This window comes from Jannaschia pagri (assembly GCF_019655435.1).
In the GTDB taxonomy this organism is placed as follows: Bacteria; Pseudomonadota; Alphaproteobacteria; order Rhodobacterales; family Rhodobacteraceae; genus Jannaschia; species Jannaschia pagri.
Map to the genome: position 1 here is coordinate 475,331 of NZ_BPFH01000002.1, position 22,868 is coordinate 498,198.

24 protein-coding genes and 2 pseudogenes are annotated in these 22,868 nt (G+C 64.9%); 12 read left to right on the plus strand and 14 right to left on the minus strand.

Annotated features, from left to right (window positions below; translation table 11 throughout):
- Positions 1-29: 29 nt before the first annotated feature.
- Complete coding sequence (locus K5R33_RS07230; protein ID WP_220748331.1) at positions 30-2,048, minus strand: M3 family metallopeptidase; 2,019 nt, start codon at positions 2,046-2,048, stop codon at positions 30-32.
- Positions 2,049-2,190: 142 nt separating this feature from the next.
- Between K5R33_RS07230 and K5R33_RS07235 the strand changes: the two genes are divergently transcribed.
- The gene (locus K5R33_RS07235; protein WP_220748332.1) at positions 2,191-2,616 is read left to right on the plus strand and encodes a VOC family protein; all 426 of its coding nucleotides are present in this window, start codon (positions 2,191-2,193) and stop codon (positions 2,614-2,616) included.
- A 247-nt stretch (positions 2,617-2,863) separates the two neighbouring features.
- Here K5R33_RS07235 and K5R33_RS07240 read toward each other — a convergent pair whose 3' ends face one another.
- Together K5R33_RS07240 and lepA are read right to left on the minus strand one after the other, a co-directional pair.
- A complete protein-coding gene (locus tag K5R33_RS07240; protein WP_220748333.1) occupies positions 2,864-3,340 on the minus strand; it encodes a pyridoxamine 5'-phosphate oxidase family protein in 477 nt (158 codons plus the stop codon).
- A 206-nt stretch (positions 3,341-3,546) separates the two neighbouring features.
- On the minus strand, positions 3,547-5,361 hold the full coding sequence (gene lepA, locus K5R33_RS07245; RefSeq protein ID WP_220748334.1) for a translation elongation factor 4: 1,815 nt from the start codon (positions 5,359-5,361) through the stop codon (positions 3,547-3,549).
- A 211-nt stretch (positions 5,362-5,572) separates the two neighbouring features.
- Here lepA and K5R33_RS07250 point away from each other — a divergent pair, with 211 nt between their 5' ends.
- From K5R33_RS07250 to K5R33_RS07265, 4 genes are all read left to right on the plus strand, one after another.
- Positions 5,573-7,315 carry a CHASE domain-containing protein gene (locus K5R33_RS07250; protein ID WP_220748335.1) on the plus strand — a complete coding sequence of 581 codons (1,743 nt, stop codon included), beginning with the start codon at positions 5,573-5,575 and terminating at the stop codon, positions 7,313-7,315.
- The gene (locus tag K5R33_RS07255; RefSeq protein ID WP_220748336.1) at positions 7,312-7,665 is read left to right on the plus strand and encodes a response regulator; all 354 of its coding nucleotides are present in this window, start codon (positions 7,312-7,314) and stop codon (positions 7,663-7,665) included. Before K5R33_RS07250 ends, K5R33_RS07255 begins: the two co-directional genes overlap by 4 nt.
- 210 nt (positions 7,666-7,875) lie before the next feature.
- Entirely contained in the window at positions 7,876-9,177 is a 1,302-nt protein-coding gene (locus tag K5R33_RS07260) for a DEAD/DEAH box helicase (protein WP_220748337.1), read from the plus strand.
- 88 nt (positions 9,178-9,265) lie between these two features.
- Positions 9,266-9,616, plus strand: coding sequence for a hypothetical protein (locus tag K5R33_RS07265; RefSeq protein WP_220748338.1), 351 nt, complete (start codon positions 9,266-9,268; stop codon positions 9,614-9,616).
- 75 nt (positions 9,617-9,691) lie between these two features.
- On the opposite strand, the gene K5R33_RS07270 is transcribed toward K5R33_RS07265, so the two are convergent.
- Positions 9,692-10,102, minus strand: a complete 411-nt coding sequence (locus tag K5R33_RS07270) for a low molecular weight protein-tyrosine-phosphatase (protein WP_220748339.1) — start codon at positions 10,100-10,102, stop codon at positions 9,692-9,694.
- A gap of 83 nt (positions 10,103-10,185) precedes the next feature.
- Here K5R33_RS07270 and K5R33_RS07275 point away from each other — a divergent pair, with 83 nt between their 5' ends.
- Together K5R33_RS07275 and K5R33_RS07280 are read left to right on the plus strand one after the other, a co-directional pair.
- Positions 10,186-10,887 (plus strand): NAD-dependent deacylase, encoded by a 702-nt coding sequence (locus K5R33_RS07275; protein WP_220748340.1) that lies wholly within the window; start codon positions 10,186-10,188, stop codon positions 10,885-10,887.
- A gap of 55 nt (positions 10,888-10,942) precedes the next feature.
- Complete coding sequence (locus K5R33_RS07280; RefSeq protein WP_220748341.1) at positions 10,943-11,137, plus strand: hypothetical protein; 195 nt, start codon at positions 10,943-10,945, stop codon at positions 11,135-11,137.
- A 148-nt stretch (positions 11,138-11,285) separates the two neighbouring features.
- Here K5R33_RS07280 and rpmB read toward each other — a convergent pair whose 3' ends face one another.
- Both rpmB and meaB read right to left on the minus strand, forming a co-directional pair.
- Entirely contained in the window at positions 11,286-11,588 is a 303-nt protein-coding gene (gene rpmB / locus K5R33_RS07285; protein WP_220748342.1) for a 50S ribosomal protein L28, read from the minus strand.
- 92 nt (positions 11,589-11,680) lie between these two features.
- Positions 11,681-12,661: a methylmalonyl Co-A mutase-associated GTPase MeaB gene (meaB, locus tag K5R33_RS07290; RefSeq protein WP_220748343.1), complete on the minus strand. Its 981-nt coding sequence runs from the start codon at positions 12,659-12,661 to the stop codon at positions 11,681-11,683.
- 161 nt (positions 12,662-12,822) lie between these two features.
- On the opposite strand from meaB, the gene K5R33_RS07295 reads away from it, so the two are divergent.
- Entirely contained in the window at positions 12,823-13,548 is a 726-nt protein-coding gene (locus K5R33_RS07295) for a DUF3108 domain-containing protein (RefSeq protein WP_220748344.1), read from the plus strand.
- On the plus strand, positions 13,545-15,884 hold the full coding sequence (hrpB, locus tag K5R33_RS07300) for an ATP-dependent helicase HrpB (RefSeq protein ID WP_220748345.1): 2,340 nt from the start codon (positions 13,545-13,547) through the stop codon (positions 15,882-15,884). Before K5R33_RS07295 ends, hrpB begins: the two co-directional genes overlap by 4 nt.
- Positions 15,885-16,273: 389 nt before the next feature.
- Here the strand turns inward: hrpB and K5R33_RS07305 are convergent, their stop codons facing one another.
- From K5R33_RS07305 to K5R33_RS07330, 6 genes are all read right to left on the minus strand, one after another.
- Positions 16,274-17,086, minus strand: a complete 813-nt coding sequence (locus K5R33_RS07305; protein ID WP_220748346.1) for a hormone-sensitive lipase — start codon at positions 17,084-17,086, stop codon at positions 16,274-16,276.
- Between the two features lie 79 nt (positions 17,087-17,165).
- Positions 17,166-17,717 (minus strand): F0F1 ATP synthase subunit B, encoded by a 552-nt coding sequence (locus K5R33_RS07310; RefSeq protein WP_220748347.1) that lies wholly within the window; start codon positions 17,715-17,717, stop codon positions 17,166-17,168.
- Between the two features lie 3 nt (positions 17,718-17,720).
- Positions 17,721-18,269, minus strand: coding sequence for a F0F1 ATP synthase subunit B' (locus tag K5R33_RS07315; RefSeq protein WP_220748348.1), 549 nt, complete (start codon positions 18,267-18,269; stop codon positions 17,721-17,723).
- Positions 18,270-18,364: 95 nt separating this feature from the next.
- The gene (locus tag K5R33_RS07320) at positions 18,365-18,601 is read right to left on the minus strand and encodes a F0F1 ATP synthase subunit C (RefSeq protein WP_220748349.1); all 237 of its coding nucleotides are present in this window, start codon (positions 18,599-18,601) and stop codon (positions 18,365-18,367) included.
- Between the two features lie 87 nt (positions 18,602-18,688).
- Complete coding sequence (locus tag K5R33_RS07325; RefSeq protein ID WP_220748350.1) at positions 18,689-19,444, minus strand: F0F1 ATP synthase subunit A; 756 nt, start codon at positions 19,442-19,444, stop codon at positions 18,689-18,691.
- Positions 19,437-19,796: an AtpZ/AtpI family protein gene (locus K5R33_RS07330; RefSeq protein ID WP_220748351.1), complete on the minus strand. Its 360-nt coding sequence runs from the start codon at positions 19,794-19,796 to the stop codon at positions 19,437-19,439. The genes K5R33_RS07325 and K5R33_RS07330 overlap by 8 nt, the downstream gene beginning before the upstream one ends.
- Positions 19,797-19,999: 203 nt before the next feature.
- Here K5R33_RS07330 and K5R33_RS07335 point away from each other — a divergent pair.
- Together K5R33_RS07335 and K5R33_RS07340 are read left to right on the plus strand one after the other, a co-directional pair.
- A pseudogene (locus K5R33_RS07335) lies at positions 20,000-20,305 on the plus strand (ArsR/SmtB family transcription factor); the annotation flags it as partial.
- Positions 20,306-20,359: 54 nt separating this feature from the next.
- Positions 20,360-20,686: pseudogene (locus tag K5R33_RS07340) on the plus strand (DUF4440 domain-containing protein); the annotation flags it as partial.
- A 3-nt stretch (positions 20,687-20,689) separates the two neighbouring features.
- On the opposite strand, the gene K5R33_RS07345 reads toward K5R33_RS07340, so the two are convergent.
- The gene (locus K5R33_RS07345; protein WP_220748352.1) at positions 20,690-21,445 is read right to left on the minus strand and encodes an EcsC family protein; all 756 of its coding nucleotides are present in this window, start codon (positions 21,443-21,445) and stop codon (positions 20,690-20,692) included.
- The gene (locus K5R33_RS07350; protein WP_220748353.1) at positions 21,442-21,948 is read right to left on the minus strand and encodes a GNAT family N-acetyltransferase; all 507 of its coding nucleotides are present in this window, start codon (positions 21,946-21,948) and stop codon (positions 21,442-21,444) included. The genes K5R33_RS07345 and K5R33_RS07350 overlap by 4 nt, the downstream gene beginning before the upstream one ends.
- A gap of 192 nt (positions 21,949-22,140) precedes the next feature.
- Here K5R33_RS07350 and K5R33_RS07355 point away from each other — a divergent pair, with 192 nt between their 5' ends.
- Entirely contained in the window at positions 22,141-22,746 is a 606-nt protein-coding gene (locus K5R33_RS07355) for a flavin reductase family protein (RefSeq protein ID WP_220748354.1), read from the plus strand.
- Positions 22,747-22,868: the final 122 nt, after the last annotated feature.

The window sequence follows — 22,868 nt, forward strand, 5'->3', positions numbered from 1 at the left end:
GCTGCCCCGCCCCCCGTCGCGCAAGGCGGTCACGCCGCCGTATCGAGGCCACGCCCCTTCAGAAGCGCATCGACACCGGGCAACCGCCCCCGGAACGCCGTATAAAGCGCTGTCGCGTCACGTGACCCACCGGTCGACAGGATGTTTTCTTCCAACCGACGGGCCAGCGCAGGATCGAAGGCATCCCCGACCTCCTCAAAGGCCGCGAAGGCATCGGCATCCATGACCTCTGACCACATATAGCTGTAGTAGCCAGAGGAATAGCCGTCGCCCGTGAACACATGGGCAAAGTGGGGCGTGGCGTGGCGCATACGGATGGCGCGGGGCATCCCAATGGTTTCCAACACTTCCGCCTGTTTCTGCATGGGATCAGCGGGCGCCGGTCCATCGTGGAACGCCAGATCGACCAGAGCACTGGCCACGTATTCCACGGTCGCAAAGCCCATGTCGTAGGTCGAGGCCCGCAGCAGTCGGTCGCGCAACGCATCGGGCATGGCCTCGCCGGTGTCCGCGTGGGTCGCGAACTCGGCCAAGACCTCCGGCACCTCCAACCAGTGTTCGTACAACTGAGAGGGTAGCTCCACGAAATCCCGCGCAACGCTGGTCCCGCTCACCGACTGATAGGTGACGTTGGACAGCATCTGGTGGAGCGCATGGCCGAACTCATGAAAAAGTGTTCGCGCATCATCGTAGGACAGAAGCGCCGGGTCCCCTTTTGCGAAGTTGCAGACGTTCACGACGATCGGGCGGATGTCCCCGTCCAGCTTTGATTGGGACCGCATCGCACTGCACCAGGCGCCAGACCGTTTGGAGGACCGGGCGAAGTAGTCCCCCAGGAAGACAGCCACATGCTCGCCGTTGCGCGTCACCTCCCAGCCGCGCACGTCCGGGTGGTAGAATGGCCCGTCGAGGGGCGAAAACTCCAAACCAAACAACCGGTTTGCCGTGGCGAACTGCGCCTCGATCATGCGATCCAATTGGAAGTACGGCTTCAGCTCCGCTTCGTCCAAATCGTGCAAGGCAAGTCGCCGCTTTTCCGCGTAGTAGCGCCAATCCCATGGCTCCAACGGACCAACGATTCCGTCCTCCCGCGCCATGCGGGCCAAATGTTCCGCGTCGGCGAGGGCAGCTGTACGGGCGGGATGCCAGACCTTCATCAGCAAGTCGCGCACGGCCTCAGGGGTGCCGGCCATCTCGGTCTCTAACTTATACGCCGCGAAGGTGTCGTAGCCGAGCAACGTCGCCCGCTCCGCCCGTAAGCGCAGCACCTCCGCCGCGATGTCGCGATTGTCCGTCTCGCCCCCGTTTGCGCCCCGCGCCGTCCAAGCCTCGTAGGCTTTTTCCCGCAGGTCACGGCGGGGCGAAAACTGCAGGAACGGCACGATCAGAGAGCGGTTGAGCGTCACGACAGGACCGGGCCTGTCCCGCTCCGCCCCGGCGGCGCGGGCGGCGTCTTTGACGAACGTGGGCAGGCCGTCGAGGTCCTCTTCGCTCAGATCCATGAACCAATCGCGTTCATCCGAGAGCAGGTTCTGCGCAAACGATGTGCCGAGCGTGGCGAGGCGGGCTTTGACCTCGGTCAGCCGCGTGGCGTCCGCGCCTTCCAACGCGGCCCCCGCGCGCACAAAACTGCGGCGAGTCAGCATCAGAACACGGGCTTGTTCGTCCGTCAGGTCGAGGGTGTCGCGCCGGTCCCAGAGATCTTCGACACGGGCGAACAATTTGGAATTGTTCGTAATTTCCGAGCTATAGGCCGACAGTTTGGGGGCGAGATCGCGCTGCAATGCCTCCCGCGCAGGGGTGCTGTCCGCGCCCGCTAGGTTGTAGAATACGCCAGCCACCCGGTCGAGCAACGCGTCAGCCCGTTCCAATGCGTCGATGGTGTTCTCAAATGTCGGCGTGTCGGGATTATCCGCAATCGCTGCAATGGCTCGGCGCCCCTCCTCCATCGCGTGCTCCATCGCGGGGCCAAAGTCCTCGTCGCTGATCTCGGCGAAGGGTGGCAGGGCGAAAGGGGCGGTCCAATCAGTGAGCAGCGGGTTGGTCATGGGTGTCTCCTTTCGTCCAGATGTAGGGTGTCGTTGAGGGGTGATCCACGGGTGATCTCGGGGGGATCCCCGTCGGATGTATATGCGGAGGGCGGATCGTCTGATTTCATGGCCGAGCACGAACACATGTCAGGAGCCAGCCATGTCCACCAACTGGAGCATTCACCACGTCAACCTGGAGGCCCGCGACGTCCGCGCCACCGCCGCCTTCTATGGAACGATCCTTGGGATGCAGCAGGCCGATTGGGTGTTCCCGGCGTCGCGCGGGTATTTACCGGGCGCCCCGGACAAGCTGGCTCTGATGGCGGACGGGCGCGACAGCCATTCCGGCCTGCACCTGATCGCGCCGGATGAGACGTTCGCGGAAAAGAACGGGCTGGCCTTCAACCCGTCGATTGGCGGGCATGTGGCCATTCAGGTGGACGACCTAGACGCGGTGATCGCCCGGCTGCGTGCGGCGGGGATCCGGCATTCGGTGACAGGCGAGTTCGCCATCCCCGGGTTGCGACACGTCTACGTGGAGGACCCGTCGGGGAATTTGGTGGAGGTGAATGGAGCCGTCGGCTGATTGCTATGTCGTTGTAGCCCGCCCACAGAAGCGGCCGGGCGGACAAGCGGATGTGCCTTACGCACGCCCATCGGGATACCGTGTTAAGACGGGGCGTCCGACAATCGCGAGCCGATGGCGTGGCATGGCCGGGGCCCGAAGTCGCTATCGGGTTTTTCCATAGGCCATTGCCGTGCGATAAGCGGCTTTGGATCATCGCCGTTGGGACGTCTCATTGACGTTGCCGACGCCCCTGACCCAATGCGCACTAACCGGCGAGGCGCACGTGAGCGGTTTTGTCAGCCACCTCTTCCGCCGGATCCTGACCGAGCAACGCCTTGATGCCGGTCACGATTGACGATCCGTCTTCCCATAGTTGGGCTTCGCGCAGATCGTAGCGTCCGAGCGCCAAATTGGGATCATGCTTGCCGTCATACCAAGCGGCCACCTGAGCATTCCACAACCGTTCAATGACATCGTGGTCATTGTCGAGCGTGAGTGTCCCACTGGCAGACGCCCAAAAGTCGTGGCCCTTAGCAACAAAGGTCATCGTCGCGGCACGCGGGCCGGATTTCAGCACCTGCCCGATGTCGGTATCATAGGTCGTGAAGAACCAAATGGGCGATGCATTGTCTTCGAACGCCGCGTGCATGGGGCGCGGCAAGGCGCCCTCAGTCGCCAGAAAAACGGTATGGTCTTTGGCGAGATGTTTCCAGAACTTGGCTTCGAGTTCTTGCGGGGTCATGCAGCCCTCCTGTCCAGTTGCGTTACGATGGCAACGTGGACAGGCGCGAAGTGGTTCCGGTCTTGTTGGTTTATGTGATCGCGCGGGAAGGCAGCCGGTGATAGGCGACGGCCTGTGAGGCCACCGTCCACACGCGCACACCACGGTCGTAGGCGTCTGCCGGTAAGCCTTGCGGACCCTACCCTCGTCAGCGCGCAGTGGGACCGTCAGCCATCCATTTTGAGTGCGTTGATAAACGCCGACTGCGGGATCTCTACCTTCCCAAACTGGCGCATCTTCTTCTTACCGGCCTTCTGCTTTTCCAGCAGTTTCTTCTTCCGGGTCGCGTCACCGCCGTAGCACTTGGCCGTCACGTCTTTGCGCATGGCCGACAAGGTCTCTCGCGCCACGACGCGGCCACCAATCGCCGCTTGGATCGGGATTTTGAACATGTGGCGGGGGATCAGCTCCTTGAGCTTTTCGACCATGGCGCGGCCCCGGGTTTCGGCGCGGTCGCGGTGGACCATCATGGAGAGCGCGTCCACAGGCTCTTCGTTCACGAGGACCTGCATTTTGACCAAGTAGTCTTCGCGGTAGCCGATCATCTGGTAATCGAAGGAGGCGTAACCCTTCGTTACGGATTTCAACCTATCGTAGAAATCGAAAACAACTTCATTGAGGGGCAGATCGTACACAACCATGGCGCGGGGGCCGGCGTAGGTGAGGTCCAGTTGGATGCCCCGGCGATCCTGGCACAGCTTGAGAACGTCGCCCAGGTATTCATCGGGCACGAGGATCGTGGCTTTGATGCGCGGCTCCTCCACGTGGTCGACATGGGTCAGGTCGGGCATGTCGGCGGGATTGTGGAGTTCGATGATCTCGGGCGCCTCCCCCTCCTTGGTGCGCATGTGGATGTGATAGACGACGGAGGGGGCAGTTGTGATCAGGTCGATATCATACTCACGCTCCAACCGGTCGCGGATGACCTCCAGGTGCAGAAGCCCGAGGAAACCGCAGCGGAAGCCGAACCCCAGCGCGGCGGAGCTTTCGACCTCATGGCTGAAGGACGCGTCGTTGAGGGCGAGTTTTTCGATGGCATCCCGAAGGTCCTCGAATTGGGCGCTATCCACCGGGAAGAGGCCGCAGAACACCACCGGCTGGGACGGGGCGAAGCCGGGCAGCGCATCTGTGGTGCCGCCCTTTTCGTGGGTGATCGTGTCGCCCACGCGGGTGTCGCGCACCTGTTTAATGGAGGCCGTCAGGAAGCCGATTTCGCCCGGGCCCAACTCGTCCACGGCGGTCATGGCGGGGCGGAACACGCCGATGCGGTCCACGTGATGGACGGTGCCGTTGGACAGGAACTTGACGCGCTCGCCTTTCTTCAGCTTGCCGTCCACGACCCGGATCAAGACGATCACGCCGAGGTAGGCGTCGTACCAGCTGTCCACCAGCATGGCCTTGAGCGGCGCGTCGGGGTCGCCCGCGGGGGCGGGCAGTTTGTCGACGATGGCTTGCAACGTCTCGCGGATCCCCTCGCCCGTTTTGGCGGAGACCAGCAGGGCATCGGTCGCGTCGATGCCGATGACGTCCTCGATCTGCTCGGCCACGCGCTCCGGCTCGGACGCGGGCAAGTCGATCTTGTTGAGAACAGGGACGATTTCGTGGTCGGCGTCGATAGCCTGATAGACGTTGGCGAGGGTCTGCGCCTCGACGCCTTGGGTGCTGTCGACGACCAAGAGCGATCCCTCGACCGCGCGCATGGACCGGGACACTTCATAGGCGAAATCCACGTGACCGGGGGTGTCGATCAAGTTCAGCACATAGTCCTGACCGTCCTCGGCGGTAAACTCGATCCGAACGGTGTTGGCTTTGATCGTGATCCCGCGCTCCCGCTCGATATCCATGCTATCGAGCAGCTGTTCCTTCATGTCGCGGCTTGCCACCGTGTTCGTCTCCTGGATGAGACGGTCGGCGAGGGTCGATTTGCCATGGTCGATATGGGCGACGATGGAAAAGTTCCGAATGCGGGACAGGTCGGTCATGGATTGCGCGGCCTTAGGATACGAGCGTTTGGCCGGAGATATACCGCAGGCGGGGGCGCGGAAAGGGGTGCTCATGTCGCGGAACCCCGCAAACTGGCGGTCAGCGCCGCTCGTGCCTCCGCCAGAACCGGGGAAGGCGACCGTAAAATGTATTGTCGGACCTCAATTTACACGTATAAGTTGCACATCACTTGCGAAGGATCCGGGGGCCATGGCTTCTGATGACACACGTCGAGGGCACGGGCTGATGCCGCGGCTTGTTCTGCGGCGCGACATCTGGATCGTTGTCCTGGTTTTTGTCCTTTCCATGTCGGCGACCCTGGCCGCCTATCGCTTCGAACATGCTCGCAGCCTTGAACAAGGCCAGGTGATGTTTGAGCGCGCGGGCGATGTCGTGCACCGCGATCTCGTCGCAACCCTGCGGGCCTATGCGCAATTTCTGCGGGCGGGATCGGCCCTCTTCCGGACCGGCGAAGATATATCTCGGCAGGATTGGTCGACCTTTGTGCGCGCCGTCGGGTTAGAGGAAAACTACCCCGGAACGCAGGGCGTCAGCTTCAACAGGATCCTAAGGGGTCCGGCGGAACGGGATGCGTTTCAGGCGAAGGTGCGCGCAACCGATTGGCCAAATTATACGATCGTCCCCCCCGGAGACCGCGAACTCTACACCGCCATTGCCTATATGGATCCGATGACAAATCGGAATGAGCGGGCCATCGGCTTTGACATCTCGTCCGAAGCCAATCGCAGCGCCGCCGTGCAGCGCGCCGTCCAGACGGGCCTGCCGACGCTCACACAAAGCATTAAACTTGTCCAAGAAGCCGCCTTTGGCGAGGGGACCGGCGACGTTCAGCCCGGCGTCTTGTTGGTCGTCCCGGTCTATCGGCCAGGCAAGGCTCTTTCGACCCTACGGGCCCGGTCCGACGCCGCGATGGGCGTTGTGGTCGGCGCCTTTCGCATGGGGGATCTGCTGGGGTCGGTCCTACAAGGGACGGAAAATAGCGCGGCGAACTTTGTGGATGTCTCGCTCTCTGATGCGAGCCAACCGGTCGAAGACAGCCTATTGTACCAGTCCGCCGAATTTGCCCCACAGAGCTCTTCGTATATATCGGAGACACGGCTCAGCCTGTATGGTCAGACATGGGTCCTAAACCTCGCATCGACGCCGAGGTTTGAGGAATTGGCACGGCGGCGCACGGACCTGGCCGTTCTGTTGGGCGGCTTGCTGGTGTCTCTGTTGCTGACATCGCTAGCCTGGGCGCAAGCGGCCCGCGCCCGTGAAAGTCGCGCGGCGGCGGCGGTTCTCAAGGATAGCCATGCTCAGATCGAACTGCTGATGGGAGAGGTGAACCACCGCTCCAAGAACCTGCTGAGCGTGGTTCAGGCCATTGCCCGTCAAACCAGTCGAGGGGACCCGGCGACTTTCTCCAAGGCGTTTTCGCAAAGGCTGGGGGCGCTGTCGGCCAACCAGGATCTTCTGGTCCGCAGCGGCTGGAAACGGATCGAGATCCATGACCTGGTGCATTCGCAACTGTCGCACTTGGAAGAACTGCTGGGACAGCGGATCTCGGTCTCTGGCCCGTCCTTCGGTCTAGGGCCGAAAACGGCGCAGACGTTAGGCATGGCGCTCCATGAGTTGGCGACGAATGCGATCAAATACGGCGCGTTGTCCAACGACACGGGCAAGGTCACCATAAGCTGGACCTTCAGTGCCCCCGAAACCCAAGGCGGCACCTTTGCCATGTCTTGGCTGGAACGCGACGGACCGGCGGTCAAAGCCCCCTCGCGCAAAGGGTTCGGATCCAAGGTCACCAGTATGATGGTCCGGGCGATGCTGCTCGGGGATATTCGGACAAGCTATGACGTTATCGGCTTTGAATGGCACCTGTCCTGCCCGGCCGAGAACGTGCTACAGTCAGAAGGGACGGCCAGCCGAGAAGCGAACGCAGAGTGACCAAGCGCATCCTTGTTGTCGAAGACGACGTGCTGGTCGCGATGGATTTGGCCGAGGAGTTGGATGACTTGGGGCACAGTGTGTTGGGCCCGTTCACGACCCTGTCTGACGCGTTAGAGAGCCTAGAGCATCAAGCCTGCGACGTGGCGATATTGGACATCAACCTTGGCAGTCACACCTCCGAAGCCGTTGCCGTTCGACTAACTGCGGATCAAGTGCCCTTCGCGGTCACGTCCGGTTATGACGCGACCCAATGGCCTGCGGCCTTTCGGGGGGCGCCCGCGGTGGGCAAGCCCGTCCAGAGAGAAAAACTGGCCCAATGGTTGGCGGAGCTTGAAACGGACCGTTGACAATGCTGCGCCGCGGCGCCACTTGGGGCTAGACCCTGCCCCACGGGCCGCGTGAGCCGGTCGTCCACGAGGGACGTGCCACATCGTCGGGCGGGCGTGCTTTCCCAAGGATCACGCCGGGGAGGCGCAGGGCATACCGCCCTGTGACCCCAACCTGCGCGCGCCGTTGTCGCGCGCCTCGGGCGCCCTAGGGGCGCATTAGGATATTTCATGGACTTCGACATGTTGGGGCTGAAGCCCCGCCTCATCACAGCCCTGGACACCATGGGCATCAAAGACCCGACCCCCATCCAGCGTCAGGCCATTCCCCCCGCGCTCGAAGGGCGCGACGTGCTGGGCCTGGCCCAAACGGGCACGGGCAAGACGGCGGCCTTTGGTCTGCCGCTGGTTCAGCATTTGCTGACGGGCGACGTGCGACCAGAAAAGCGTGCCGCGCGCGCCCTGATCCTGGCCCCCACGCGAGAGTTGGTGAACCAAATCGCCGAGAGCCTCGACGGCTTCATCGGCAACTCACACCTGAAGGTCGCGCGGGTCGTCGGTGGCGTTGGCATCAACCCGCAGATCAAGCGCCTGGAGCGCGGTGTCGACCTGTTGGTGGCGACGCCAGGCCGGTTGCTCGACCTCATGGACCGGGGGGCCGTTTCGCTGACGGCGACGCAGTTCCTGGTTCTGGATGAGGCGGACCAGATGCTGGACATGGGCTTTATCCACGACCTGCGGAAGATCGCGGCGAAGCTGCCCGAGGCGCGACAGACGATGCTCTTCTCGGCGACGATGCCGAAGGATATGGAGGGGTTGGCCGCCACCTATCTGGATCGCCCGGTGCGGGTGCAGGTCGCGACCTCTGGCACGACGGCGGACAAGATCGAACAATCGATCCACTTCATCGCAAAGGCGGAGAAACCCGGCCTTCTGCTGGACCTGCTGCGCGGCCATGCCGGAGAGGCGGCCCTGGTGTTCGCGCGGACCAAGCACGGCTCCGACCGGTTGGCCAAGCAGTTGACCAAGGCCGGGGTGGAGGCCGTGGCCGTCCACGGGAACCGCAGCCAGGGCCAGCGGATGCGCGCGCTGGAGGCCTTTGCCAGCGGCCAGGCGCCCGTGATGGTGGCCACGGACGTTGCGGCGCGGGGGCTGGATATTCCTGTGGTGAAACACGTCTATAACTACGAATTGCCCAATGTGCCGGAAACTTATGTGCACCGCATCGGCCGCACCGCCCGCGCGGGGCGCGAAGGCGCGGCCATCACGCTCTGCGCACCCGATGAAATGGGCGAGTTGAAGGACATCGAACGCATCCTGAAACGCGAGATCCCCGTGGCCTCTGGCCGTCGTTGGTCGCCCAGCCAGGAAGAAGCCAAGCCCAAGCGGGGCGGCGGCGGTGGTCGTCGCGGCGGCGGTCAGCGGTCTGGCGGCGGTGGACGCCCCCAAGCCAACAAACCCGGAGGACCAAAGCCTGGCGGACAGCGGCCTGGGAGCGGCAACCGTCGGCGCAGACCGCGCAAGTCCGCCTGACACCTTTCGGGGAAGGCGCGCGGGTCATTGATCCGGTCGCGCCGCTCTGGCATCCTACGGCAAAACATAATGACCGGAGGCAGAGCAGATGACCCCGATCAAACTATCCTTGGCGCTGGCAGCCGTGCTGGCGTTGTCCGCCTGTGGCGGCGGCGGCGGGCGCGGTGGGGATGTCACCCAGTCCCGTCCCTACGCCACAGGACCGGTGCAGGCGGCCTGCCTCAAGGCGGACCGTCGGGCGGCCAGTCGGTCGCTATGCGGTTGTGTCCAAGCGACGGCCAACCAAACACTGACCCGGCGGGAGCGCGCGCGCGCCGTCAAGTTCTTCCGCGACCCGCACTTGGCGCAGGTAACGCGGCAATCGGACCGCCCTGCGGATGAACGGTTTTGGCCCCGCTACAAACGCTTCGTCGCCGTGGCGGAGCGGGCCTGTCGATAAGCGCCTCGCTGGCCTGACTGCGCGCATACCCCGCGATCTCGGGCGCACGCCGGAGATCCAAACGGCTGGACTGGGTCAGGCGAGCCGGGCGCAACCGCGCTCGATCAGATCCAAACACGTCTCATAATCGCCCGTATAATACGGGTCGGGAACATCCACCTGGCCCAAACCGCAGGCCACACCGAACAGCTCGGCCCGGGATCCATTCCGAAGCGCCCGTAGATCGGCCAGGACGGAGGCGTCCATGGCAAGGACACGGTCAAACCGCTGCAGATCATCCGTCTGGATCTGGCGCGCCCGTTGGGCGGATACGTCATACCCCCTGGCCTTCAAGGCCCGCTGCATCGGGGCATAGGGCGGATCGCCGACATGCCAGGCGCCTGTCCCGGCGCTGTCGATCTGCAGATCGGGCGTGTGGGCGCGCAAGATACCCTCCGCCGCTGGAGACCGGCAAATATTCCCAAGACAGACAAAAAGAATGCGCACAGGACCTCCGAAGGTGTGTCCTGCGACGCTAACCGCAGAGCGGAGGGCTGGCCATAGGGAGCCGGGACCGCCACACTCCGCCCATGGAGCGGGTGGTTATTCTATCGGGCGCTGGCCTGAGCGCGGAACAGGGTCTTGGAACCTTTCGGGACAAGGACGGTCTGTGGACGCGCTATGACCTGGAAGAGGTCGCGACCCCCCAAGGCTTTGCCCGCAACCCGGCGCTGGTCCATGGGTTCTACAACGCGCGACGGGCAAACATGCGGGGCGCTGTGCCGGGTGACGCCCATCGTGCCTTGGCGCGGTTATCGACCCATGGGGGCGTGACGCTGGTGACCCAGAACGTCGATGATCTGCTGGAGCGGGCGGGCGCGCGGAACGTGATCCACATGCACGGAGAGTTGTCCCAGGCCCTATGCCATGCCTGCGGTCACCGGTGGCAGGCGCCTGACGAGATGTCGCCTGAGGACCTCTGCCCCGCATGCGCCAAGCCCGCGACACGACCTGACGTGGTTTGGTTCGGCGAAATTCCGTATCACATGGACCGGATCGAAGACGCGCTGGCGGCGGCGGATCTGTTTGTCAGTATTGGTACGTCGGGCACTGTGTATCCAGCCGCAGGCTTCGTGGATATGGCGCGGCACGTGGGGGCAAGGACCGTGGAACTGACGCTGGAGCCGTCGGGCGCGATCTTTGACGATGTCCGCCCAGGACCCGCCAGTGAGACCGTTCCCGCCTGGGTCGAAGAGGTTTTATCACATGGCCTGGGCAAAGGCCGTAGATGAGCTAACGTCTAGGTGTCGACAGACTCGTATGACCGCACTTGGAAGGATTTTCGCCATGGCCACCATTCCCGTAATTGTTCTCTTGCTGCTTCTGCTGGGCGGGACGCTCTACATGCTGCGCGCGGCCCATACGGCTGCGGAACAGGACAGACCCACCGGCGGGTTGGGCGAAGGCATTGCAGCCGAGACCGCGAAGGCTGATGTGGACGCCGTCAAGGAGAAGGCCGACGAGATCACCTCCAACGGCTAAGCCGGGGTCGGGGGTCACCCCCGACGGACGGGCGCATCGCGCCCGTTGCTTGCGTCATCTGCTGGTGACCAAATCAAAAGGCCCCGCCGGATGGCAGGGCCTTAATAGCTGTCGGCATCCCGCATCGGGTTACCGATCGTTCGACACCTTATGCTTCCAATGCGGCCGGCGCGTCAGACGTCTTGGCGATGTCCTTCTTGATCTTCAGTGCCTTGGCGGACAGCTCTGCGTCCTTGGCCTTGGCGAGGAAGGCGTCAAGCCCGCCACGATGGTCGACCGTGCGCAGGGCCGCGGCGGAGATCCGCAGTTTGAAGCTGCGGCCCAGGGCCTCGGACTGCAACGTGACGTCGTTCAGGTTGGGCAGAAAGCGACGGCGGGTCTTGTTATTCGCGTGGCTGACGTTGTTGCCCGTCATCGGGCCTTTTCCGGTGAGTTCGCAGACGCGCGACATGGCGGGACCTCGGGTTGAAGGGTTGCAAAATAAAGTGCAGGGCCGAAAACGGCCCCGCGGTCGCGCTCGCATAAGGGACGGCGCGGGGGGCGTCAAGGGCTGCGCAGCGATTCCAGCATCTCAGCAGCGGCAGCTTCGGGGGCGCGTGTGCCCGCGGCGACGGCTCGGGCCAGTGTCGCCATGTGCGACCGGGCCCTGGCATCTTGGTCCAAGCGCGCAAGCAAGCCCTCACGCACCTGTGCCTCGAACCAATGGGCCGCCTGGTCAGCACGATTCGCAGCCCAATGGCCCGCGTCCCGCCGCCAAGCAGCCAGGTCCTGCATCTCGGACCAGGCAGCGGCCAAACCATCTTCGTGCAGGGCAGACACCGGCATGGCCTTGGGAAAGCCCTCCGGGTCCTGGGGCCGCTTGCGCAACAGGCGCAGGGCGCCCGCGTAGTCGGCGACCGTCCGCAGGGCTGCGGGCCGCAAGTCGCCATCGGCCTTGTTCACAAGGATCAGATCCGCGATCTCCATGATGCCGCGTTTGACGCCCTGCAACTCATCCCCGCCTGCCGGAGCGAGCAGGAGAATAAACAGGTCACACATCTGAGCGACCATGGTCTCGGACTGGCCAACGCCCACCGTCTCTATCAGGACGACGTCGAACCCAGCCGCCTCGCAGATGGCCACAGCCTCGCGGGAGCGGCGGGCCACGCCGCCCAGGTGGCTGGCCGAGGGCGAAGGCCGGATGAAGGCATTGGGGTCGCGGCTCAACCGCTCCATCCGGGTTTTATCCCCCAGAATGGATCCCCCGGTCCGCGTCGATGATGGATCCACGGCCAGGACCGCCACGCGCAGGCCCCGCCCCGTCAAATAGGTGCCAAAGGACTCGATAAAGGTCGACTTGCCGACCCCAGGCGTTCCCGATAGCCCAATGCGCAAGGCCGAGCGCCCTGCCCCCCGCAAGCCGTCCAACAGGCCCGCCGCGCGCGAGCGGTGATCGGCACGTGTGCTTTCGACCAAGGTGATAGCGCGGGCCAGGGCCCGGCGGTCACCGGCAAGGAGCGGGGCATGGAGCGGGTCGTCCGTCATGGGCCAGAGGGATGCCCCCCCACCGCAGCCAATGCAAGGTGTGAAAGGTCCAATACGCCGTCCCCACCGGCGGCGCTTCGCAGGCCCATCACGTCGGCGATGCATACGGGGCCGGAATGCCCTATGACCGATGCCAGTGTCCCCCGTGCCCGAGGTCGCCCATGCCCCGCCTATCCCTGCTGATGTCCGCCGTTGCGCTTGCACTAGCCACGGCCTTACCCGCTGCCGCGCAAAGCCTGGATGCGCAATATGCGCTGTCACTGCGGGGCGTGACCGGCGGGACCATCGCCATCCGCGGGCGCACCTCTGGCGGGTCCTATTCCGTCTCAGCCGCTGCAAAGGCGACCGGGTTGGTGGGATCGCTGGTCAAATACGCCTTTGAAGGCAGCGCCGAGGGCCGCGTCTCCGGCGGGCGCTATACCTCTTCCGTGTATCGAGAGCGGGAGGATGACGACGGCGAACGCACAGGCTCGGTCACGCGCTTTCGGGGGACAACACCGTCCAGCGTGACCTTTGACCCGCCGCGCCCGCCACGGCCCTACGATATCGACCCGACCGCCCAGAGAGGCGTCATCGACCCTCTGACGGCGCTTTATGCGATCCTGCAGCCTGTCGCCCCTGGCAACGCCTGCGGCCAGCGGTACGAACTTTTTGACGGGCGCCACGTGTCGCGCATGTCGCTGGGCGCGGCCCGCGCCGCATCGGATGGGACGATCACCTGCACGGGCGAATACCGTCGGTTGCGCGGCTATTCCGCCGAAGAACTGGCCGAGCGGCCCACGGTCGTCCTGACGTTTACCTATGCGCCCATCGGTGCGGGCCAGGTGCAAATCAGCGAGATCCGGTCCTCCACCAAATTGGGCAACGCGGTGCTGCGCCGAAAATGACACTGCCCATTGAAGACGTCCTGCCAGAGTTGCGCGCGGCCCTGGCCTCCCAGGGTGTGGCCGTTCTGCAGGCACCGCCGGGCGCCGGGAAGACCACGCGGGTGCCCTTGGCCCTGCTGTCCGACATTGACGGCAAGATCATCCTGTTGGAGCCGCGCCGCCTGGCCACCCGCGCCGCCGCCATGCGCATGGCCGAAACCCTGGGTGAACCGGTCGGCCAAACCGTCGGGTTTCGCATGCGCGGCGCCTCGGAGGTGTCCCGTGCCACGCGGATCGAGGTTGTGACCGAAGGCATCTTGACCCGCATGGTGCAAGACGACCCGGAGCTGCCCGGTGTGGGGGCGGTGATCTTTGACGAATTCCATGAACGATCCCTGAACGCAGACCTCGGCTTGGCCCTGACCTGGGAGGCCCGGCAGGCCCTACGCCCAGATTTGCGGGTGCTGGTCATGTCGGCGACCTTGGACGCGGAGCCAGTGGCCAACCTGTTGGACGCGCCAGTGGTGACAAGCGCGGGCCGGGCCTATCCGGTGGAGCGGAAATGGCGCGACCGCCCCCCTCCGGAGGGTCAGCGGTTCGAGGCGCAGGTGGCCGGATTGGTCCGGACCGCGTTGGAGGATCAGGGCGGCGATGTATTGGCCTTCCTGCCCGGCGAGGGCGAAATCCACAGGTGCTTGCCCTTGCTGGACGGCTGCGGGGCGGAGGTCCGACCGCTTTATGGCGCCATGCCCTTTGCTGAGCAGCGACGCGCCATTGAACCGGGGTCCGGGCGCCGGGTCGTGCTGGCCACCTCCATCGCCGAGACCTCGCTCACCATCGAAGGGATCCGGGCCGTCGTCGACGGTGGCCTCGCCCGGCGGGCGCGCTTCGACCCAACCTCTGGGATGTCGCGCCTGGTCACCGAACGGGTGACCCGGGCCGAGGCTACGCAACGGGCCGGGCGCGCGGGCCGGGTGGCCGCCGGCGTGGCCTATGCCAATTGGACCCGCGGCCAGGAGGGCGGGATGCACGCCTTCCCCGACCCGGAGATCGCCAGCGCGGATCTATCGGGATTGGCCCTCGAACTGGCGGCCTGGGGGTCCGATGACCTGCCGTTCTTGACCGCGCCGCCAGACGCGACATTGGCCGAGGCGCGGGCGTTGTTGACCTCCCTGGGTGCGCTGGACGGGGGGCGCTTGACGGACCATGGGAGGGCCTTGGCACGGCTGCCGTTGCATCCGCGGTTAGGGCATATGGTTCTGTGCGGGGGGCGCGGCTCGGCGACCCTGGCGGGTCTTCTCGCCGCGCGGCCCACCCCTGGATCGGTCGACCTGTCGGACGCCCTGCGCACCCCTTCGGCGGAAGCGCGGGCGGAAGCGAAGCGGTTGAGGCGGTACGAAGGCGGGCCGGACCTGTCGAATGCCCAGCGGTTGGCCCTCGCTTACCCAGATCGCATCGGGTTGCGCCGCCCGGGCGACGCGCCTCGGTGGCTGCTGTCGGGGGGAAAGGGCGCACGGATGGACAAGGGCGACCCGCTGTCAGGGGCGCGCTTGATCGTGGCCTGCGACCTGGATGGGGACCGGACGGAGGCGCGGGTGCGGCGGGCCCTGCCCATCAGCGAGGCGGAGGTGCGCGCGGTTCATGGCGCGCGGATCGCTTGGGTCGAGGTCTGCACCTGGTCGGAGCGACACAGGCGGGTGGAGACCCGTCGGCAAGAGCGTCTGGGTGCCATCGCTTTGGACGACCGGGCCTGGCCCGAGGCCCCCGCCGATGCCGTGGCGCTGGCGGCCCTGGACGGGGTTCGAGCCCTGGGAATTGGCTGCCTAGACTGGACGAAACGCGCGCGACTGCTTCGGATGCGGATCGCGGCAGCGGGGCTGCGCGATGTCTCGGACGCGGGCCTGGAGCGCACGGCGCAGGCGTGGTTGCTGCCCTTTCTCCCTGGGGTTCGGGATGCGGCAAGCCTCGGGCGCCTCGACCCAACCGAGGCGTTGCTCGCTTGGCTCGGGTGGGAAGATGGGCAACGTTTGGATCGGCTGGCACCACCCCACTATGTCACGCCGCTTGGCCGGAAGGTGCCCATCGACTATGGCCATGAGACGCCCACCATTTCCCTACGCTTGCAGGAGATCCTAGGCGAAACACAGCACCCGATGGTTGGCGAAACACCCCTACGGCTCGAGTTATTATCGCCCGCCCAGAGACCCGTTGCGATCACGCAGGACTTGCCCGGCTTTTGGGCGGGGTCCTACGGCGAGGTGCGGCGCGATATGCGGGCGCAATATCCGCGGCACCCTTGGCCGGAGGACCCGACGACAGCAGCGCCGACAGTGCGGGCGAAACCTCGTGGGACGTGACCTACGCGGTGTTCGGGTTCGGGTGATTTGGGATGTATTTGGTCCGAGTCGAATGTCGCTCTCCTCGGAAGAAACGGGGATTGGCGGCCATGTGGTGAGAGGTACCATGGGCTCAGGGTGAGAGCTGCGGTTGCCCCATCTCTGGACGCGGATCGGGGCGGTGCTCTGGCTCTGCACCTTGCTGGGGTGAACCACGGCGCATGTGATCCGGCACCAGTCTGAGGTCGCCACCGCGCAATGCATCCTCTGGATCGACCGGCAAGCCGAAGTTGGGGTCGGCCTACGGAGGAGCCGCGTCGCTGTCACTCGTGGGAAGACGGCACCACGGGCTTCTCGGAGGGCCAACCCGGAGCAAAGGAAATGACAGCCCGAGCCATCGCGTTTGGACCTTACCCCGCCGATCCCAAAACAGCAGCCATCAGGGATGTGTCCGGTGACCGCAAATCATCAATCACGTTGAAGTGGTGACGCTCAGCCACCTGATGCACGGGTATGGACCACGCCTCGCCAAGGGCCTGGGCCTGCCACAGAAAGCTGGGGCGTTCTTCCGCCCCCACATAGACGGCGGCACGTGCCCGCAGCACGGGCTGAGCCAGCACAGGGCTTTCGCTGTCCGCACTCGCCGCATCCAATCGGAGGTCTTCGTTCATCGTTTGCCGCACCAGCGGGCGTAGATCGGCCACCGGACTGATCGGCACACAGGTCGCGATCCGGTCGGTGCAGTTCGGCTTGGCATCCGCCATCAGAAGGCGGGCGACCAAATGGCCCCCGGCACTGTGCCCGGTCAGATGGATTGACCCCCCAACCCGCGTCGCCGCAGCCTCCACGGCGCTACGCACATGGCGCGTGATCTCTGCAATTCGGACCGTCGGAGCAAGGGGATAGCCGACAACGGCGACAGCAAGACCAGCCGCCAAGCCCCCTGCCGCGAAGTGGGACCAGTCTGACTTGCCAAAGCGACGCCAGTAGCCCCCATGAACAAATACCATCAGCCCTTGGGGGGGCACGGCGGGGTGGAACAGATCAAATGCCGCGCCAGACCCCTCCGCATAAGGGACGTCAAGTTTCCCAGGCACCGCCGCCCGGAACGCTGCGGCATCCGAAGCCCAACGGGGCGGAAAGCTGGCTGCGTCCGGAATGTAGTCCGCATTGGCGTAGGCGTCGTCCAGAGCGCCTCGATCCATGTTCTGCCACCCGTCCATGCCGTCCCCCGCTTGTGCAGCCTGAAACGACAAAGGGCGCCCCGGAGGAGCGCCCTGTCAACCGCATGCGGTGTGTTCGTCAGTGAAGCTTCGTCTCGACCGTGCCAATGGCATCGTCGATCAGCTTGTTGGCGTCGGTTGCAGACATCTGCTTGGCCACAACCTCGGCCGCTACGGCAGATGCCACCGCAATGGCCTGGTCGCGGACGTCGCGGACTGCGGCGGCGCGGGCGCTGTCGATTTGGTCCGTTGCTGCGGCCAAACGACGGGCCACGCTGTCTTCTAGGTCAGCACGGGCTTGGACGTTCGCAGCTTCGGCCTCGGCCTTGGCGGCGGCGACGATCTCGGCGGCCTGGTCGCGGGCTTCGCGGGTCTTCCGCTCATAGGAGGCGAGCAGGGTCTGGGCCTCCTCCCGCAGGGCGCGGGCTTCGTCCAGATCGTTGCGGATGCCTTCGGCGCGGTCGTCCAACATCTTGCTGAGCATCCCCGGCACCTTGAGGTACAGCAGGATCCCGATGAACAGCAGGAAGGCGACGGTGACGATGAAGTCGGTGTTCGCCAAGCTGAAGAACGGACCGGAGGCGGCCAACGCGGGGGTGCCGATCAGCATAAGTGGCAGAGCGTAACGCATGGATCAGTTCCCCTTCACGCGGGTGTCAACAGCGGCGTCGATCGCGGCTTGGTCCGGCGTCCCGCCGACGGCGGTGACGATATCGGCGGCGATGTCGCGGGCCACCTGGGCCACGCTGGTCGCGGCATTGGCCTGGATCTCTGCGATCTGGGCTTCGCTTTCGGCGGTCTTGGCGGCGATCTCTTCGTCGGCCTTGGCAATGGCGGCATCCAGGTCCGCCTTGATCGCGGCGCGAGTCTCGCCCGAGATGCGCTGCGCTTCGGCGCGGGCCTCTGCCAGTGCCTGGTTATAGGCCGTCTCGGCCTCAGCGGCCTGACGGTTCAGGTCCTCGGCGGCTGCGAGATCGTTGGATATGGTGCCGCTTCGTTCGGCCAGAACGGCCCCGATGCGCGGCAGGGCGACCTTGGTCAGGACCAGGTAGATCACGGCCAGAGTCACCAGCAGCCAGAAGATCTGGTTCAGAAACCAGTCACCGCAAAGCTGCGGCATTCCAACTGCATGCCCGAGTTCGTTGACACAGGCGCTAGCGGTTTCGGTCACGACATCTGCCATGGAGTCCCTCGGTCTTGTGCGGCGAAAGGCGCCGCGGTCTCACAGGGTGGAAGGCACTGGGCCTTCCACCGCGCGTAAGGATCGTCGTGTTCGCCTTAGACGGCGAACATCAGCAGCAGAGCCACCAGGAACGAGAAGATGCCCAGGGCTTCGGCGAAGGCGATGCCGATGAACAGGGTCGCCGTCTGGCCGCCAGCGGCGGAGGGGTTGCGCAGGGCGCCAGCCAGGAAGTTGCCAGCCACGTTGCCCACGCCGACGGCCGCCAGGCCGGAACCGAGAGCCGCGATGCCAGCGCCGATGAACTGGCCCAATTCGCCGATGTTACCTTCCATGGGATATCTCCTTACGATTGGAAGTTGGTCGTTTGATGCGGGGCCGTCAGGTGGCCCCTACAAGACGCGTGCCGGATCTGGCTTGCGTCAGTGATGGGGGTGCAGCGCGTCCTTGAGGTAGACACAGGTGAGGATCGCGAAGACGTAGGCCTGAATGCCCGCCACCAGCAGCTCCAGCGCGTAGATCGCGACCATGGCGCCGATGGTGAAGGGGGCGACCAGCGTCACGGCGGCAAAGCCCGCGAACACCTTCATAACGGCGTGGCCCGCGGTGATCGCACCGGCCAAACGCACGGAGTGGCTGACGGGACGGACGAAGTACGAGATGACTTCGATCACGGCCAGGATGGGGCGCAGGATCAGGGGGGCGGATGATACCCAGAAGAGCGACAGGAAGCTCGCACCGTTCTTGACGAAGCCGATGATGGTGACCGCGAAGAACACACCGAAGCCCATGACCGCCGTGACGGCGATGTGGCTGGTGGGCGAGAACGACATGGGGATCAGCGCCAGCATGTTCGAGAACAAGATGAACAGGAACAGCGTGAAGATGTACGGGAAGTACTTGACCCCATCCTTACCGGTCACGTCCTCGACCATCTTGTAGACGAAGCCATAGGCCAGTTCGGCAATCGACTGGCTGCGCGACGGGATCATGGCGCGGCTACGCGTGCCCATGACGAACAGCAGGACCACACAGACCGCCGCCAGGGCCATCCAGAAGGTGGCGTTCGTGATCGTCAACATGCCAACGGCGCCACCGGCGTCGCCGAACAGCGGCTTGACGATGAACTGGTCCATCGGGTGGAAGGAGAGGCCGCCGGTTTCGGAGGGTTCAGCCATCTTTGTTCCTCTCTCTCGGCGCGCCAGCGCCCGGTTCGTTCAGCGCGGCCGCAGCATCGACCTTGCCCTGTGCCTCCTTCGCGGAGGCGATCATCGTTTTCACCCCGGCAGCAAAGCCAAGCAGGGTAAAGACCAGCATCAGCCAAGGCGCTGTCCCCAGAACGGCGTCGGCCCCGTATCCGATGAGAAAGCCGATCCCGACCCCCGCCACCATCTCGATCACCATGCGCCAAGCCAGGGAGGCCTGCGAATACCGATCATCGGGAGATTTATCCTCTGGCTCCGGTCCTTTGGCCGCGGCGATGCGTGCCTCTAGGGCACGGATTGGGTCGCGGTCAGGATCGTCGGCCATGGAGCCCCCCGAAAGTCGAGCAGGGTCTACGAAGTGGGGGCGAAGGTGTCAACGCAGGTGCAGCATTTGTATTCTGCACTATATATCAATATCTTGCGGCCTGTTTCCGCTATCATTTTCGCAGATGCGCCCCTGTCCTGAGATTCAACGCATCGGTTGAACGTTCTTGACCCCGTCCGCCCAGGCGAGGCATCGGACGCGCCATGGCTGACACGCTCGATATCGTTTTCGCTGCCTTGGCGGACCCAACCCGGCGGCGGATCCTGGCCCTCCTGCTCGAAGACGACATGGCGGTGACGGATGTGGCCAGCGCCTTCGACATCTCGCTGGCCGCAATCTCGAAGCACTTGGGCGCCCTAGACAAGGCGGGCCTCATCACCCGCGAAAAGCGGGGCCGTGTCGTCTGGTGCAAGTTGGAGCCGGACGCCCTGCGTGATGCCTCGGTCTGGATGCAGGCCTTTGGCCAATTCGACGGCCCGGACCTGGATGCCTTGGAGGGGTTGCTCGACGCCTTTGCGACCAACATGGGCGATGGTCTATTGGCGGCGTTGGTCGCGGCGGAAACCGATGTCTGGCGCGCCCTGCAAACGGGGGATGCCGCCGCTGACGAAGCAGCGCTGCATCCAAGCTTTCTGGGGGTCTACACCGATGGCCCGGCGGATCGCGCTGCCCACACAGGCCAGTTGGCCAACGGGCCGACGATCGCAGAGTTTGCAATCGACCGGGCGCAGGCGATGCCCCTGGCCCCTGCCCTGGCCCTGTTGACTTATCGGGCGAGGTTCACCCGGATGGGCGGTGATGCGGCTGAAGAGATGTGGGTCTCCTCTCTCTGGCGGGCCGAAGCGGATGGCTGGGTCAATCTGTTCAGCCAGGATACCCCTGCCCGCTGATCCCTACAGCAGACGCCTTTGCAGGTCGTGGCTGAGCGTCTCCAACGCCTCGCCCTCCTGCTCGGCAAGGCGCATCAGGCCGAACTGCACCCGTGCCATGTCTTGGTAATAGCTCGTGTAGATGTAATTCGTCGCCGCGCCTGCGGCCGCGCCGACAATGGGCACGGCCTGGGCTGCCAGTTTCTGCCCAAGCGGGATCGCCAAGCGGGGCGCGATCTTGGCGATCAACCCTTGGATCGTTCCGCCCGTCAGGGTCAGGCGCATGGTGATGAAGGTGATATCCGTCCCGTCGTCATCGTCCAGCGGCCCGGCAGCGGCAAACACCCGCAGACAGGCGGCGCGGACCTCGGGCTTGGCTGGGTCGAACCCATGTTCGTCGGCGATGCCCTGGATGGCGCGCAGGATCACGGTCGTTGTCACCGGCAATTCCGCCAGGGCGGACGGGAATCCGCCAACGCCACCCGCCGCCCCTGTTCCGATGGTGACCGCGCGCGTCAGCCAATCGGAGGTGTCTTTGACCCGGCCCCTGGAATAGGCTGCGGCGTTGAAGGATTGCTCCAACGCGGCCGCCGTCGCCTTGTCGAGGCCTGCGCGCACAGGGTCCGGCAACATGTCCAGCAGGCTCTCAGCGCGGGTCCCCACCAGGTTCAAAAGCTGCATCCCAGTCCCGGAGGCCGTGCGCATTTGCTCGGCCAGGCGGTCCAGTTCAGCCTCCCGATCCAGGGGGGGAAAGACTTGTTCTGTGCGGTGATCTCTCATGAAATTGATGTGGGGACGGGCGATGGCTCTGGCAAGGCCCGGGTCACTGCGCCCGTCACCCCCGTCCAATCCCACGTGCCCAGGATGCGGTCCGGGTTTGTTGGCGGGGGCATTGCCACATCGGTCAAACGGTCAAAGCCAAATCGTGCGTAATAGGGGGCATCGCCCACCAACAGGACACGTTCCACCCCCGCCACGGCGGCCCGGTCCAAGCCAGATTGGATCAGGAAGGCGCCCAGCCCCTCCCCCTGGTGGGTGGGGTGGACGGCAACGGGGCCAAGCAGCATAGCGTCCCAACGTCCGCCCACACGCACGGGCCAAAACCGGATGGCACCCGCGACTTCGCCCATATCGCCCCGCGCCAAAAGACAAAGGTCCCGCGCGGGCGGCACATCATCGCGTAGCCGATAGGACGACAGCGCTGTGCGTCCGGGCGCAAAGCAGGTGTCGAACAGAGCTTCGACCAGCCAGCCATCCTCGGGGGTTTCGCGCATCAACTCCATGGCACTGGTTTTGGCCGACGCGGGCCGGGGGCACCAGCCCGGGTTTCTATGCGGGGAGCGGGCCATGGCACCCCAGCCGCCAAGGCGCGCGCGTAGGTGGTCGCGCTTGCTTGCGCATCTGCGATCCGTCGGGCGGGGTTTTCGTGTCGCGCGGCATTGCCTAGGGATGGGGCAGGAAACACGAGGTCCCCCATGTTCTACCGCCCCGAGGACGGCCACGGCCTGCCCCATAACCCCTTCAACGCCATCGTCTCGCCCCGGCCCATTGCCTGGGTGGGAACGCGGGGCGCGCTTGGGGACAACCTGGCCCCCTATAGCTTCTTCAATGCCGTGGCCTACGTTCCGCCCCAGGTGATGTTCGCCTCGACCTCCGCCAAAGAGGATCGCGACGGCACAAAGGACAGCGTTGCCCAGATCCGCGAAACCGGCGTCTTTTCGATCAGTCTGGTCGAATACGCCGCCCGGGACAGAATGAACGCGACCTCAGCGGCCCATCCCGCGGGCACCGACGAATTCGCGGTTGCGGGCGTGGCGAAAGCGGCCTGCGACACCATCGACTGTCCCCGGGTGGCCGATGCGCCAGCCACCCTTGAGTGCAAGCTGACTCAGCTGGTCGCCCTGCCAGGGCAGGCCAATGTGGCGGTCTTTGGTGAGGTCACCGGGGTTCACATACGGGACGATTGTATTGTGGATGGGCGGTTTGACGTGACGACGTTCCAGAGTTTGGCGCGGGGCGGCTACCGCGACTACTCGGTTGTGCGAGAGGTGTTTCAGTTGACCCGCCCTGACGACAGTTAGGGCAACTGCTGCATGATCTGGGCAGACGCTCAGCGGCGCGCGTATCCTGAATGGGGCGATCCCGATACGGCAGGAGCGCGCGTCGTTGGCTAGGGACCTTTGCCGGGCAAATGAAGACAGCC

Bases quoted from the DNA above. Each gene is read 5' to 3' on its own strand.
- K5R33_RS07315 (WP_220748348.1), bottom strand. From the start codon at position 18,269: ATGGCAGATGTCGTGACCGAAACCGCTAGCGCCTGTGTCAACGAACTC.
- K5R33_RS07325 (WP_220748350.1), bottom strand. From the start codon at position 19,444: ATGGCTGAACCCTCCGAAACCGGCGGCCTCTCCTTCCACCCGATGGAC.
- lepA (WP_220748334.1), bottom strand. From the start codon at position 5,361: ATGACCGACCTGTCCCGCATTCGGAACTTTTCCATCGTCGCCCATATC.
- K5R33_RS07355 (WP_220748354.1), top strand. From the start codon at position 22,141: ATGTTCTACCGCCCCGAGGACGGCCACGGCCTGCCCCATAACCCCTTC.
- K5R33_RS07265 (WP_220748338.1), top strand. From the start codon at position 9,266: ATGACCCCGATCAAACTATCCTTGGCGCTGGCAGCCGTGCTGGCGTTG.
- K5R33_RS07275 (WP_220748340.1), top strand. From the start codon at position 10,186: ATGGAGCGGGTGGTTATTCTATCGGGCGCTGGCCTGAGCGCGGAACAG.
- K5R33_RS07305 (WP_220748346.1), bottom strand. From the start codon at position 17,086: ATGGACGGGTGGCAGAACATGGATCGAGGCGCTCTGGACGACGCCTAC.
- K5R33_RS07240 (WP_220748333.1), bottom strand. From the start codon at position 3,340: ATGACCCCGCAAGAACTCGAAGCCAAGTTCTGGAAACATCTCGCCAAA.
- rpmB (WP_220748342.1), bottom strand. From the start codon at position 11,588: ATGTCGCGCGTCTGCGAACTCACCGGAAAAGGCCCGATGACGGGCAAC.
- K5R33_RS07250 (WP_220748335.1), top strand. From the start codon at position 5,573: ATGGCTTCTGATGACACACGTCGAGGGCACGGGCTGATGCCGCGGCTT.
- meaB (WP_220748343.1), bottom strand. From the start codon at position 12,661: ATGACGGACGACCCGCTCCATGCCCCGCTCCTTGCCGGTGACCGCCGG.
- K5R33_RS07230 (WP_220748331.1), bottom strand. From the start codon at position 2,048: ATGACCAACCCGCTGCTCACTGATTGGACCGCCCCTTTCGCCCTGCCA.
- K5R33_RS07320 (WP_220748349.1), bottom strand. From the start codon at position 18,601: ATGGAAGGTAACATCGGCGAATTGGGCCAGTTCATCGGCGCTGGCATC.
- hrpB (WP_220748345.1), top strand. From the start codon at position 13,545: ATGACACTGCCCATTGAAGACGTCCTGCCAGAGTTGCGCGCGGCCCTG.
- K5R33_RS07350 (WP_220748353.1), bottom strand. From the start codon at position 21,948: ATGGAGTTGATGCGCGAAACCCCCGAGGATGGCTGGCTGGTCGAAGCT.
- K5R33_RS07235 (WP_220748332.1), top strand. From the start codon at position 2,191: ATGTCCACCAACTGGAGCATTCACCACGTCAACCTGGAGGCCCGCGAC.
- K5R33_RS07310 (WP_220748347.1), bottom strand. From the start codon at position 17,717: ATGCGTTACGCTCTGCCACTTATGCTGATCGGCACCCCCGCGTTGGCC.
- K5R33_RS07330 (WP_220748351.1), bottom strand. From the start codon at position 19,796: ATGGCCGACGATCCTGACCGCGACCCAATCCGTGCCCTAGAGGCACGC.
- K5R33_RS07280 (WP_220748341.1), top strand. From the start codon at position 10,943: ATGGCCACCATTCCCGTAATTGTTCTCTTGCTGCTTCTGCTGGGCGGG.
- K5R33_RS07260 (WP_220748337.1), top strand. From the start codon at position 7,876: ATGGACTTCGACATGTTGGGGCTGAAGCCCCGCCTCATCACAGCCCTG.
- K5R33_RS07295 (WP_220748344.1), top strand. From the start codon at position 12,823: ATGCCCCGCCTATCCCTGCTGATGTCCGCCGTTGCGCTTGCACTAGCC.
- K5R33_RS07345 (WP_220748352.1), bottom strand. From the start codon at position 21,445: ATGAGAGATCACCGCACAGAACAAGTCTTTCCCCCCCTGGATCGGGAG.